Origin of the sequence: Lelliottia sp. 489, from assembly GCF_050435885.1 — a bacterium.
Taxonomy (GTDB): domain Bacteria; phylum Pseudomonadota; class Gammaproteobacteria; order Enterobacterales; family Enterobacteriaceae; genus Enterobacter; species Enterobacter nimipressuralis.
This window is the reverse complement of the sequence record NZ_JBNDLC010000001.1, coordinates 1,099,880-1,113,689: the sequence shown is the minus strand read 5'-3', so window position 1 is coordinate 1,113,689 and position 13,810 is coordinate 1,099,880. Positions and strand designations below refer to the sequence as shown.

Sequence of the window (13,810 nt, the reverse complement as noted above, 5' to 3'; positions counted from 1 at the left end):
GTCTCTATTGAGGATTTATGCAGAACTTAGGGATTGTCAGCTCTTGATCTATATGCCTGATGAGAATGTGTTTCTGTTAGAGTAATTCTGAGGTTTCGGTTATGAAAAACAGGAAAGATTTTGTAAATGACTTAATTGTTTGGATAAACAAAAATATAGAGATGCCACTAAAAATTGATGATGTGGCTATCAAGTCCGGATATTCAAAATGGCATTTGCAGAGATTGTTTTTTTCTGAAACAGGGCAGAGTCTAGGAGGTTTTATCAGAGAGAAAAAATTATGTCTTATTTTAGAAGCTGTTATCACAACAAATGAATCTTTGATAAACATCGCGATGCGATTTGGCTTTGACTCTCAGCAATCATTAACCAGGGCATTTCGAAAAAGATATAATGTCCCACCACACCGGTATAGAAAAAATGCCGTAAATATTAAAAGCAAGTCTTCTTTGGAGTAAGGTAATTACTCGTATCATAAGGTGAGCTTTTAAATCTTTAGTAACTATCTGGATTATGGACGGGGTTCATCTGGTAATCATGGTCTTAGTACCTCAGTTATAGATTTATTGAACGAAATGAAATCACTCATTTATTTCATTGAAAAGAATCTAAGTCTTCCTGTGCAATGTATGCTTTCGTGTTTTTGCATGTGTAATGTATTGGTAAGTAAATTCGTATTCATTAATTGGAATATAATTACGAGCCCATGTATGTATTTAATGATTGGATAAATTAAGGTTAATCTATTTCGTGCATTTTGGATTCGATCGAACCTATGCAATTCGACTAAACCCTCCTTTAATAAGGAGTGGCTTTAATGTATATGCGTGGTTGCGAGCATTTAAGTACTGTTTTGCTTTTACTTTTCTAATGCTTGATAATTGATGATATGTATTGATACCAGTAGTACAGAAATACAATGTCCCTTGAGGTGACAAGGAAAAAAGAGTCAAAAAAACTAATTATGTCCGTATTACTGATTTTAGAGTCCTTAATACGGACATTTGGGTTTGGTAAAATTCACTTGCGTCAATCCGACATTGATGTGGGGGAACCGCGTACGAGTGCAGTTTTTAACGTATCACCACTGAGCCTGTCGGTAATGCCTTCGTCAGATGCCCATTGTTCGAAAATAGATAGTAGTTTGTACGGTTTACTAATTAATGGACGGATGACTTCATTGTTTTTACAGGCCAGCCAGAAAAAACGAGATAGTGGTGTTGATATTCGCGTTGCAGATAATGAGGGCACTCTGCTATTGGTTATGATGTCAATGACTTTATCAAGTTCAGCATGTCGAATAACAAACCAGGCATCCCGAGGTAAAATATGAGCCGGGAAATACTCTTTCCCCAGGTAATTATTTATCCTCTTTGAGAATATCTCTTTATGTACATATGGTGAAATGTTTTTAGGGAGTTGCATAATTTTTTGTGTTATTCTTTCTTCCCATGTCATTTTATCGAATAGTTGAAATGGTTCTCCTTGTAAGCTAACTGTTATGCCATGATTAAAATCAATAGCTCCTGTTACAGGTAATGGTATTTTAAGAGATTGGGAAAGTAATTTTTGCACTAGAACATATTCATATCCAATCAATAGAGTGTCAATCACTCTCTCTGTGGGAATGATATATTTGCCAGTAGTGCTAACAATAAAATTATGTCCTTCAATAAACGCTTTTTTGTCAAGAAGGCATAAACGATTTATTGATGACATATCACATGGTCTGAGCCTTACTTTGTAGCTCGATCTCTGTATTTTTCGTAATGTAATTGGCGACTGAAAGTAAATAGAGAGATGAATGCTGCCATGTAATGCATGCCTGTAAATGTCACTTTTTTTTAATTTTCAGTCCTTTTTTATTTATCACTTCGACTGCTTCACGGATAGTCAGCCAGTCAGGCGAACTATAGTTTGTATTTGATAGTGTTTGTTTTTTTGACATAGTGATTTTCCTCTATTTCTGTTTTTTAAAAAAAATACCATGAATTTTCCAGTGAAATTAATTTCATGGTGCGGGATCTATTACGTTATAATATTTGGATTATATTGATACGGGGGCTTCTTAGCGTTTCAGTCCCCCATATCCGGCCTCATATTTCGCAGTGATTGAAAAGAAGAACAAATATCAGGTTAAACTAATTCAATTCTCAAACATTATTTAAGTTGAATGGAAGACATTACATAAATCTGTCTGCTCCGCCTGATGCTTCAATTGTCTGTCCAGTAACAAACTGATTCCTCCCAGAAAGTAGGAACGTAGCAATTGCAGCAATATCTTCAGGAAGTCCAAAGCGGCCCACAGGCGTTTTCTCTTTACCCAGTAATGCCATTACCTCTTCGTCTGTTCTGTCAGCCAGTTCAGGACGACGATTGCGAACATTCGGTAGCATGTTCTGCGCCCAGTTATCCGTCGCGACAGCACCCACTCCGATCGCATTGACCAGAATGCCATCCGGAGCCACGCTAAGTGCTAAACTACGGGTCAGGTTGTTGATAGCGGCGCTCAGTGCGTGTGAGACGGTAAGTTGCGGATTAGGGTAGATACCGCCAATGGATGAGATATTGACAATACGCCCCCAGTTTCGTCTCTGCATCCCGGGGATGATTACCTTACAAAAACGTCGCATGGCGGAGAATTTGGTCTCAGTCATTATCTGCCAGTCTTCTTCCGAAGTGGTTAACAGCGTGCCCGCATGGGCTCTTCCGGCATTGTTCACCAGTAAATCAATACGCTGAAAAACTTTTTCCGCTTGTTCAACCACTAAAGAAGGTAGTTTGGGATCAGTCACATCCCCGGCAATAGGCAGCACCGAAACACCGTATTTCTCTGAAATTTTTTTCGCAGCAAGAATCAGCTCAGGTTCTCGTCTGGCCACCATGACTAAATGCACACCATTCACGGCCAATTCTTCACAAATGCTGAAACCAATTCCGGTATGGGCTCCAGTTACCAGAGCCACTTTTCCAGTCAGTTTTAAATCCATTTGTTGCTCCTCAAGTTAAGCACAGTCAATAACATGAGCAGTATTAGTAACAAATCTCTTTTTCAGGAGCTTGTGCATCAGAATTCAGATGTCTGAAAAAAGCGGTCAAAGAGTTGGGTGTCGCCTTTGCTTATACTCCAGACAATATTGAGTTTAGTGCCAGGAGTGGTCAATGCGTTCGGACAATCACGAGCTTTCTTCTACCAGGATTCTTATGCTGGGGATTATTTGTTGTATTGTTGTGGCTAATATTTATTTTAATCAATCTGTCCTGAATTTAATTGCCGGATCCTTTCCCAATGAATGGGGAGCTGTTTCTTTGATCCCCATGGTCACCCAGGTAGGCTATGCGGTGGGCTTATTCTTTCTGATCCCCCTTGGCGATTATATTGAACGTCAGCGGCTTATCCTGCGTCAAGCGCAGGTGCTTTTCCTGGCAATGATCGGCATGATGTTATCCCCAACGGCGACAGTGTTGGTGTTCTTCTCCTTCCTTACCGGGATGGCTGCAACAGTAGCTCAACAGATAGTGCCGCTTGCCGCCTCGCTCTCAAGAACTTCTGCACGAGGTAAAACCGTTGGTACGGTGATGAGCGGTGTCCTGGCAGGTATCCTTGCTGGCCGGGCTATCGGAGGCCTTATTGGTCAGTATTTCGGCTGGCGTGGCGTCTTTTTATCCGGCGCGATCATGACATTGCTGGCTATATTTTTCATCTTACGCATTTTGCCTACTCAGTCGTTGTCAACGCCAAAGTTTAACTATCTGGCGGTATTACGTTCATTAGGACTGCTGTGGAAAAACGAGCCGCAGGTGCGTGGTGCAACTCTTACACAAGCAATGCTGTTTGCCTCCTTCAGCGTGCTGTGGACCGTGCTCCCTTTCTGGTTAGCTCATCGCTACGATTACGGTGCAGGGATAACCGGCGCCCTAGCTGCTTTGGGGTTAATCGGTATTCTGTGTGCGCCTCTGGCGGGAAGTTTCAGCGATCGTCAGGGACCATTCCGAATGGTTGTTTTTGGTGTGATACTCATGCTGCTAGCCTGGACTGTTTTTTGGAGATGGAACAGTATTGTGGGTATGGTGGTGGGCATTCTACTACTGGATGCGGGTGAGCAATGTGTACTGATAGCTAATCAGCACACGATTTATTCTTTGCGTCCGGATGCCAGAAACCGTCTTAATACATTATTTATGTGCGTTATGTTTATTGGCGGAGCATGTGGCTCACTGACTGCCACCTGGTTATGGGAGACAACTCATAGCTGGGCGCTGATTTCTTCAGCAGGGGGCGGACTCGTGATCATGGGGATGTTGATAGCCGTAAAACGTAAATATTCAGGCCCCTATTCGGGCACATAGCGCAATAGCACTTCTTACATCCGTCGCATTGTCTGAGTCATCAACATCATGTAAAGCGTCCTGTATCAATTGTTTAGCAGCCCATTTTTCCCCGGCTTCAGCCTGCAATGTCGCCAATGAATAAGCAATACGGAGGGCCCAGCCATGAGCCTGTTGCTGACGCGCTTTGTCCAGGGCCTTCTCCAACAGCAGGCGTTGCTTCTGAGGAGGTAATTGAGTGGCAGAAAGACGCATCAGCTCAGGCGTGCACCAGTTTTCATGATCCTGGCGGGTGGCTCTCAGCGATAACCCGGTATCAATTTCTGACAACAAGGGGGAATATTGCCAATCTAATCCCATCGCCCGCAACGAGCTAAACAGTGTGGTTTGACTAACATCGGTATGACTGAACTGTTTGGCCCAAACAAGAAACAGCTCGCCGTATGTCTTCCAGAAATATAAATCATGCCTTTTTGCCAGATGAATAAGCCAGTTTGCGGCCTTTATAACCCAACGCGGATTACGATCCAGTGCTGCTGTCATACAAGCGCCTTCAGCCAGTGCACAGCAAAGAGAACAGACATGCTGCAAACGAGCGGCTTTTTTAACACCGCGCCATGCCATCTGTTTCGCGGCCTTATACTCACCCTGTAACCAGAGTAAACGAGACAGAAAGGCCTGACCGGCGCTCTCTTGATCAAGACCAAAACGGAAAGAGTGACTTAATTCGCCATGTTCATACCAGTCAAGAGATTGCTGGAGATAATCACGCCCGACATAATGACGCCCCAAAAAATGCAGGGATACACCGAGAATACGCAGCCCGGTTGCCATCGCCTCCTCGTCACTAATGGACCGTGCCAGCTCGCACATAGATTGCGCATGCTCAAGCGCTTTATCCAACTCGCCAGTACGCAGATAATACAACCATAATCCGTAATGAGCCTGTAAACGTATTTCTTTGTCGTCGAGCTTTTCTGCAAGTGCAAGCGCGGTTTTCCAGGCTGAATGTGTTTCAGGCGTAGGGCCTTTTGCCCAGGTTGACGCCTTACCTGCTACAGCGCTGAGATTCATTCTCTGGCGTAGCGTTAATACTACCCGAGAAGTATTTTCATAAAGCAAAGGATAGATATGGCGCTGACATTCATCGTAGAGTGAATATTCAATCCAAAAAGGGGTCATCGCTTGTAAGATCTCAAGCCCCTTAGAGGGAGCGGCCCCTTCAGCCAACGTTTGCTGTAATATGCTCCGCAAATCATTAAGCATATGGCTATAACGTTCACGCCACTGTCCCGTTGGCAGCATAAACCAATCACCTTGGGCCTCTTCTACCAGAACTTTATAATAACCGGTAAAACGGGCTTCAAGAACAGTATATTCACCCTGTTGCCTGAGTTTATCGCATGCGAACTGGCGCATGGTTTCCAGCAGGCGGAAACGGGTCTCTGGTACCTGAGTACTGACCTGAATCAGGGATAAAGACAGCAATCTTTGCAGATCGTCAACAACCTGCCAGCGATGCTTGTCTTTAATCAGCAGAAGGTCACTTACTGATTTCACACTGAACATATCGGTATAGATCCCCAGAGAGCAAAATAATCTTTGTTCACGAGTGTTGAGTAACTGATAAGTCCACTCCAGCGTGGTCAGTATTTTCTGATGTCTGGGCACCAGAGAGCTGTGCGTATTGCTCAATAGCTGGAAACGGTCTTCCAGTCGGCTATAGATCTCTTTGACACTCATGACTGGCAGACGGGAGGCCGCAAGTTCAATCGCCAACGGCAGACCGTCAAGATGACGGCATAACTCGCCAATCAACGACAGTTCGCTGGCTGATGGATGGAAATTATGTCGGTTGGCCTGCCCACGTTCGATAAAGAGGCGGACACTGTCAAAAGTCAGTAACTCGTGGGTATCAGCCTCTTCGCTCTCAGGAACTTGTAATGGCGGTAGTAGATATTGTTGCTCGCCGGCAACCTGTAACGCTACCTGGCTGGTCAACAACAGTTTTATATGGGGAGCCAGGCGCAGGAGCAACGTAATCACTGGTTCCAGTTCACTAATTACATGTTCACAGTTATCAATCAGCAGTAAACATCGACGCCGTGCAAGCTGTTGCCGTAAATCGGCATCATTATGAATGGCAGCTAATGGAAGATGGAGCGCTTGTGAAATAACAGATAGCAAGCTGGATGCTTCGGTGATATGCGCCAGTTCAGCCACACATATTCCATCAGGAAAATGCGAGTGTGTAAGGCTGACGACTTCCCATGCCAAACGAGTCTTACCCACGCCCCCTGAGCCTGTAACCGTCACCAGACGGTATTGATCCAATAAGGTGCATAATTCCTGCACAGCTTTATCACGCCCCAGAATCGATGCGAGAAAAGGGGTAACAGCGGGCTCAGGTATTTCTGATTTAGAGAGCGGTTCAGTTGGCAATTTGTTGATATTAAAGCGATAACCACAACCAAATTCAGTAATCAGTAGATGGCGGTCATGTCCCAGTATGCGGCGTATAGCAGAAATTTGTGCCTGAAGATTATTTTCTTCGACGATTTCATTTCCCCACACTTGAGTAAGTAAAGATTCTTTACTTACCGCTTTACCTCCAGCACTCACCAGAACAACCAGAACATCAAAAGCTCTGGCAGAAATTCTTACTGGCTTACCCCGATGTAACAGAATCCTTAGCTGTGGCCAGATTTGCCAGTCAGCAAAGTGAATCTCATCAATTGATATCATGGTGTTGAGATCTTCTGTTTTGAGCATCACGAACTCTCGGTATGGAGTAAGCCATTTCTAACGAAAGTGGTCATCAGAATCAGGCTACATGTTGAATGTGCTGCATCGGCGTATAACTATTCAATACCACTTTTACCGTTAATGATTATAAAGCCAATAGTGCTATGTGGCATAGCTTTGCGATCAAGCTGGTGATGAAAACTGAACTTCGACGAACGATCCACGCTGACAATAAGACGACGATTGGCATCCAACGAAGCGATCAAAGGCTAATTATTGCGATGCCGGTCAGCACCACCACTGCACCGGCAATCCGGCGTGCCAGATGATTTTCACGAAAAAGCCAGTACGAAAGAAGGGAGCCGACAATAATGGATGTTTCCCTGAGAGGAGCGACGAGTGCCAGTGGCATGCTCTGCATGGCTGTCAGTACAAGGATATAGGCAAGGGGAGAGCATACAGCAATGATAAGGATTGGGATGATATCCACACGTACAGCAGTTGGAATGCGATTTCGTCGCCGCATCGCACCAGGGGTAAGAATCAGACTCTGTAGCAGGAGTGTGCTGGCGTAGTAGCGCACTGGATCCAGGTGCAGAGAGATTACCGAATAACCGTCCCAGAGTGTATAGCCAGCGATGGCGGTGCCTGTCGCTGCCCCCCAAAGCATTCCCTGTAGTGGTCGGCTTCCGCTCCTGAACGGATTGCCGGTGACAACGAAAATACCAGCGATAACGATAAAAGCGCCGAGTAAAGCGCCTGGTGAAATCCGTTCTCCCATGAGAAGGGTTGCAAACAGTATCGTCAGAACTGGTCCACTTCCTCGGGCAATCGGATAAACAACACCCAGTTCGGCGCGCTCGTAGCCAGCCTGCAAGATTAGAGAATAAGCGATATGAAGTGCAGACGAGATAACTGCGCCGACAGCGAGTCTCCAGTCGAGTTCCTGTTGTCCCTCAACTATCAGAATGAGGCTGAACGGGACCCACAGCAATGATGAGGCACAGCTGTACGCCCAGACGAACACAAGAGTGTCTTCCCTCTTGTATTTTGAGGCTATATTCCATACTGCATGAGCTACCGCAGCAGTAAGAATCATTGCTACCGTGCTGAACTGCATCAGGACATATCGGGCAAATCAATACCCGCCCGTTCAGCCCGGCGACTTTGTTCTTTATCCCGCAGAGTGAGAGCAGCGACCAGCGTATCAATAACGACGAGCTGGGCCAGTCGACTCCCGGCAGCGGCCATCTGTGCCGGGAGTGGCATTCCGCCAACAACGAGCGAAACGTTGGCGAGTGTCGCCAGTGGGGTATCGTACTGGTTAGTTATTGCAATAAGCGATGCTCCTGCCGAGGATGCTGCATCAGCGATGGAGAGTGTGGATGATGTGCGCCCTGTTGAACTGACGACGATGATGACATCGCCTGGACCGAGTAGACGAGCAGCAATCATCGCTGATAAATAATCCTGGATACTGACGGTTATCACACCCGCCGTCCGCAAACGAAAGACCGCATCAGCGGCAACCGTCGCAGAGGGACCAGCACCAAATGCAAATACCTGGCGTGCGCTCTGGATTAAATCGACCGCCTCATCAAGTGCGGAGATTTCGATAGCACCGCTGAGCGCAGTCAGTGCGTCTACACCAGCACGAATTGATGTTTCCAGCACTGATGCCAGCGTCGCATCCGCTGTAAGAACTTCAGGCGGGGCAAAGAATTGGGCAGTGCCACGAGCCCGGGCAATCTCTATCTTAAGTTCAGTGAACCCGGTGAACCCGATCGCTCGTGCAGCGCGTATTACTGTCGGCGGTGATACACCAGCACGGGTGGCAACCTGTGCTGCCGTGCTTGTACCGACAAATAAAGGATCGACAAGCAGGAGATCGACAACTTTAGCCTCACTTGCAGCGAGGTCGCCGCTTCGGGCGTGAATGCTGCCAAGCCATTGCTGTAACCGCTGCTCACCTTCTGAAATTCTATTACCATTTTCTTTATTCATATGTAATATATTACATGTCCTTTGGGAAGGGCACAACCACCACGTAATTAGATTCTGTTGCAAGGAGTCCACATTCATGAACACTGAAATCAATACAGTTGTTGCTGTTTTAGGTCCAGGTGCCATCGGCACAACAGTCGCGGCGGCGTTACACGAAGTCGGCCGCACACCATTGCTGTGTGGACGTACTCCCCGCGATCGCCTGACCTTGCAAGATGGCAACCGCTTTATCACCGTACCCGGTCCGGTACAGACGAATCCGGCACAAATCACTCGCACGGTTGATCTTATCTTTCTGGCAGTCAAGTCCACACAAATCGACGCGGCAGCAGAATGGCTCAGGGCGTTGACTGGCCCGGAGACGGTTATATGCGTGCTCCAGAATGGGGTCGAACAGTTGGACAGGCTCGCTACGTACTCTCTGCCCGGACAGATCGTTCCCGCTGTCGTGTGGTTCCCTGCTCAAGCGCAGTCCGATGGCTCGGTACGCTTGCGTGGTGAGGCGCGCCTCAGCGTGCCAGACGCACCAGCTTCCCGTGTAGTGGCCGCAGCGCTGCAAGGCACGTGGTGCTCCGTAGATCTGGCCGCGAATTTCAGCTCCCTGGCCTGGCGCAAGCTGATGCAGAATGCGGTGGCTGGACTCATGGCACTCACGCACCGCCGCTCAGGCATGTTTGGCCGTGCTGATATCGCCAGGCTTACGCTGGCTTATCTGCAGGAATGCCTGGCCGTGGCACGTGCAGAGGGCGCTGAACTCGGAGACGAAGTGCCGCAGGAGATCCTCGATAAGTTCCGGGCGGCTCCTGCAGACATGAGCACCTCCATTCTCACGGATCGAGAAGCTGGCCGACCGCTTGAATGGGATATCCGCAACGGCGTCATTGCGCGTCGCGGCCGGGTTCACAGCATTCCAACGCCGATCAGCGACATCCTGGTACCGCTTCTTGCGGCTTCGAGCGATGGCCCTGGTTGATCTTAAAGCCGATGATTGCACTCTTACTTCTCTTCTTCGTCGCTCTCGGTGCCGGAGTACTCAGCGGTGTCGTCGGCACTGGCTCGTCGTTAATCATGCTGCCCGTCCTCGTCGCCACGTACGGGCCACGGATTGCTGTGCCTGTTATGGCGATCGCCTCCCTTTTCGGCAACATCGGACGGGTGATTGTCTGGTGGCATGAGATTCGTTGGCGACCGGTGTTTGCCTATTCGTTGGCGGGAGTTCCTGCGGCTGTTCTCGGGGCGCACACGTTACTTACGATTTCTCCTGGCACAGTGGAGGTATTCCTGGCAGCTTTCTTCCTTGCGATGATCCCGCTGCGCCGTCTCATCAGACGATCGAACCTCCACTTGAATCTCTGGCACATGAGTTTTGCCGGGGCGATTGTCGGGTTTCTGACCGGATTCGTGCTGTCCACCGGGCCGCTCAGCGTGCCGGTATTTACCGGGTACGGAATGAGTGGAGGCGTATTTTTGGGATCAGAGGCGGCAAGCGCAATCCTGCTCTACGCTGGCAAGCTAGCTACGTTCGGTATATCGGGCGCACTCGCGCAGCCTGTCCTCACACATGGACTTGCCATCGGCATCGCATTGTTCGTCGGTTCGATGATTGCGAAACGTCTCGTCCAGAAACTCCAGACGCATACGTTCGAGCTTCTCATTGATACCGTTCTCGTCGCTGGGGCAGTAGGGATGATCCTTGCTCTCAAATGAAATGGCACGCCAGGGCTGACGGCGCAAGCGTGTTGTTGTTGTGTAACAGCTTTCTACAGGCAGCGACGGGTCGGGGTGGAGGGGTTGGCAAGCCATCAGAAATGAATAAAGCCGTACCAGGGTATGCTGATACAGCTTTTTGTTATTGGTCATGCAGCTTCGTTGTTTTTATCCCGCCCTGTGTTAAAAGGTGGTACGTATGCGACCCGGCATGTATCGATATAATCTGACCACCACTGCATCATCGCCTTGCGGGCTTCCAGATGCTCAGCCTTATGAATGTAAGCCAGACGCACGGTGTTGCGCTCCTGGTGACTCATCTGGCGTTCCACTGCATCCTGCGACCATAAGCCAGACTCCATCAGGGCACTGCATGCCATTGCCCGAAAGCCATGTCCGCAGATGTCCTGTTTCGTGTCGAATCCCATAAGGCGCAGTGCTTTATTAACCGCGTTTTCGCACATCGGCCTGTACGGGTTATGGTCGCCGGGGAAGACCAGTTCGTAAGCCCCGGATATTTCCTTAATCCGTTTCAGAATAGCTATAGCCTGCTGTGAGAGGGGCACGATATGAGCAGTGCGCATTTTTGCACCGCGCCCTGAATAACGCACACCCACAATGGCTTCGCGTGTGGCGGGTATCGTCCAAATTCTGTTTATGAAATCAATTTCTGACCAGCGTGCAAAGCGCAGCTCACTGGAGCGAATGAACAGATGCAGCGTCAGCAGGACAGCAAGCCGGGTCAGTTCACGGCCCTGATGATATGCTTCAATGTGTTCAATCAATTCAGGCAGCCGCTCCAGCGGCAGGGCGGGATAGTGGTGTCTCATGGGGGGAGCCGTCACGCCATCAAGATTTGCTGCCGGGTTGGTGTCGATAAATCCCTGATGGACCGCATGGCGCATGATGTTACTGAGGTGCTGCCGCGTGCGGGACGCGACTTCCAGCAGGCCCTTTTCCTCAATACCTTTCAGCAGGTCAATGAAATGATGGGGTTTAAGCTCCGTGACGGACAGATGACCAATTACAGGAAAGATATGGTTGTTCATGCTGGCAAGCAGACGGTCAGCGGTGTTCTGCGACCACTTTTTATTGTTTTTATGCCATGCCAGCGCCACTGTTTTAAACACCTTCTCTGGTGTGCAGGCTCTGCGTTCAGCAGCCCTCTGCTGTGCCGGGTTGATGTTCAGCGCCAGCATCTTACGGATACCTTCGCGCTGCTGGCGGGCATCAGACAGGGAGACGGCAGGATAGGCACCCAGTGCAATGCGGGATTCTTTGCCGTTTATACGATATTTAAGATACCAGTGACGTGAGCCGCCTGGTTTGATAAGAAGGTACAGACCGTTAGAATCAGAAACTTTGAAGGGTTTTGCGGATGGTTTTAAGTTGCGGATTTTTGAGTCGTTAAGGGACATTTGGGGGTCACTCCGTCATCGAACTAACCTGACCCCAGATTTGACCACCAATTTTTCCCGATGCGGAGGGTAAAATCAAAATGCACCGGGAAGAGTTTTCACGCTAACCTCTTGAATCAATATCAGATAAGGATTCGCAAAGATGCATGCAAACAGGAAATTGGCTCCTCTGACTGGGTCGCATTTGCGAGCATGGGGCTATTACAAAAACCAATATGACTAACTAGCAGTAATCCTTAGTTCTCGGGCGGAAGACGAAATGTCATGCTGTTTCGGCAGCAATCCATATAGATTCATAAATTGACATTTTAGCCTCCACGTCGGCAGCGGTGTTGGGAGCAGAGGTTCTACATCTTAAACTGAAGCATTTAAGAAACATTGGCTTCTGGCTGAGTCATTGCCACCGATAAATACCACAATGAGTAGCTACGCTACTTGTGACGTTTTCTACCCCCCAGGCTTCAACGCATAACGGTAGTCGCGTTACACCCATGGTTATGTCTATCTACAGAAGGGCGAACTGAAGCTTAAATTTTAGAATAACAATGTAGCTCTTAACTATGGCGCAAATATTGCATATTAAAATTAGATAGAATGAGACTATTTAGAATGTTAACGCGAAGATATTTTATAAAGGTTTTTTCATGACACATTTCACACTCAAGCAACTTAAATATTTCGTCACTGTGGTTGAGACCGAAAGCATCGCCGAAGCGTCACGCCAGCTGCATATCGCCCAGCCTTCGATTTCGGTCGCCATCAAAAACCTTGAGGACGCTTTTGAACAGCAGCTGTTCATTCGCCATCATGCACAGGGCGTATCGCTCACCTCCAGTGGGAGACGGTTCTACGAAAAAGCAAAGGAGTTGCTGCGGTTGTCCTATGAGTTTGAGCAAAGTTCACGCGCAGAAAATGAGCTGGTTTGCGGCACCATCGCCGTGGGTTGTTTTGAATCGGCGGCTCCGCTGTATATGCCCAAGCTGATTGCAGGTTTCAAAAAACTCTATCCGGAAATCAATATTCAGCTGTACGACGGTGAACAGCATGAGCTGATGCACGGTTTACATCGTGGCCGTTTTGACATGGCATTTCTCTACGATCTTGACCTGGACAACGCGATTCAGAAAGAACCGCTGAATGCGCCGCATAAACCCTATGCGCTGCTACCGGCGGCGCATCCGCTGGCGAAAAAAAGTGCGGTGACATTACAGGAACTGGCAAGCGAACCGATGATCCTGTTGGATGCGGTACCCAGCAAAAATTACTTTATCAGCATTTTCAAAGAGAATGGTTATTACCCTGAAGTGGCCTATAGCTCTCCGTCAATTGAAATGGTGCGGTGCATGGTCGGGCAGGGGCTGGGCTTTTCGGTGCTGGTGACCCGGCCCTGTTCGGATATGACATACGATGGGCAGCGCTTGGTGCAACTGGATATTATCGATGAAATGGCGGCATCGACGCTGATTATGGCTTATCTGCAAAATAATGAACCCACGCGGCCCACGCGGTTATTTATGGATTATTGCCGCAGTGTTGAATTAACTCCGGCCGTCAGCAGCCATTAAATTGTTACTCTACCCGTTGCGGGTAGAGCAAACGTCAGTTGT

General features: G+C 48.2%; 10 protein-coding genes and 1 pseudogene. 5 read left to right on the top strand and 6 right to left on the bottom strand.

The genetic code is table 11. The annotated features are described in order from the left end of the window. Positions 1-101: 101 nt before the first annotated feature. The gene (locus ABIE11_RS05595; protein ID WP_049082431.1) at positions 102-458 is read left to right on the top strand and encodes a helix-turn-helix domain-containing protein; all 357 of its coding nucleotides are present in this window, start codon (positions 102-104) and stop codon (positions 456-458) included. A gap of 571 nt (positions 459-1,029) precedes the next feature. Here ABIE11_RS05595 and ABIE11_RS05590 read toward each other — a convergent pair. Beyond that, positions 1,030-1,948, bottom strand: a pseudogene (locus ABIE11_RS05590) (hypothetical protein). Positions 1,949-2,183: 235 nt separating this feature from the next. Next, positions 2,184-2,990 carry an SDR family NAD(P)-dependent oxidoreductase gene (locus tag ABIE11_RS05585; RefSeq protein ID WP_016530710.1) on the bottom strand — a complete coding sequence of 269 codons (807 nt, stop codon included), beginning with the start codon at positions 2,988-2,990 and terminating at the stop codon, positions 2,184-2,186. 172 nt (positions 2,991-3,162) lie between these two features. On the opposite strand from ABIE11_RS05585, the gene ABIE11_RS05580 reads away from it, so the two are divergent. Continuing rightward, the gene (locus ABIE11_RS05580; protein WP_049082432.1) at positions 3,163-4,350 is read left to right on the top strand and encodes an MFS transporter; all 1,188 of its coding nucleotides are present in this window, start codon (positions 3,163-3,165) and stop codon (positions 4,348-4,350) included. Here ABIE11_RS05580 and ABIE11_RS05575 read toward each other — a convergent pair. The 3 genes from ABIE11_RS05575 to ABIE11_RS05565 form a co-directional block, all read right to left on the bottom strand. Beyond that, on the bottom strand, positions 4,327-7,101 hold the full coding sequence (locus ABIE11_RS05575) for a winged helix-turn-helix domain-containing protein (RefSeq protein ID WP_032754804.1): 2,775 nt from the start codon (positions 7,099-7,101) through the stop codon (positions 4,327-4,329). The genes ABIE11_RS05580 and ABIE11_RS05575 overlap by 24 nt on opposite strands. Before the next feature lie 235 nt (positions 7,102-7,336). Next, positions 7,337-8,194: a DMT family transporter gene (locus tag ABIE11_RS05570; RefSeq protein WP_032754802.1), complete on the bottom strand. Its 858-nt coding sequence runs from the start codon at positions 8,192-8,194 to the stop codon at positions 7,337-7,339. Next, the gene (locus ABIE11_RS05565) at positions 8,194-9,078 is read right to left on the bottom strand and encodes a MurR/RpiR family transcriptional regulator (protein ID WP_004899254.1); all 885 of its coding nucleotides are present in this window, start codon (positions 9,076-9,078) and stop codon (positions 8,194-8,196) included. Before ABIE11_RS05565 ends, ABIE11_RS05570 begins: the two co-directional genes overlap by 1 nt. Before the next feature lie 76 nt (positions 9,079-9,154). Between ABIE11_RS05565 and ABIE11_RS05560 the strand changes: the two genes are divergently transcribed. Further along, positions 9,155-10,051, top strand: a complete 897-nt coding sequence (locus ABIE11_RS05560) for an oxidoreductase (protein ID WP_032754800.1) — start codon at positions 9,155-9,157, stop codon at positions 10,049-10,051. 11 nt (positions 10,052-10,062) lie between these two features. Further along, positions 10,063-10,785 (top strand): sulfite exporter TauE/SafE family protein, encoded by a 723-nt coding sequence (locus ABIE11_RS05555; protein WP_032755699.1) that lies wholly within the window; start codon positions 10,063-10,065, stop codon positions 10,783-10,785. 149 nt (positions 10,786-10,934) lie between these two features. Here ABIE11_RS05555 and ABIE11_RS05550 read toward each other — a convergent pair whose 3' ends face one another. Beyond that, the gene (locus ABIE11_RS05550) at positions 10,935-12,203 is read right to left on the bottom strand and encodes a tyrosine-type recombinase/integrase (RefSeq protein ID WP_040206034.1); all 1,269 of its coding nucleotides are present in this window, start codon (positions 12,201-12,203) and stop codon (positions 10,935-10,937) included. Between the two features lie 644 nt (positions 12,204-12,847). Here ABIE11_RS05550 and ABIE11_RS05545 point away from each other — a divergent pair. Beyond that, entirely contained in the window at positions 12,848-13,768 is a 921-nt protein-coding gene (locus tag ABIE11_RS05545) for a LysR substrate-binding domain-containing protein (RefSeq protein WP_040206036.1), read from the top strand. Positions 13,769-13,810 lie beyond the last annotated feature (42 nt).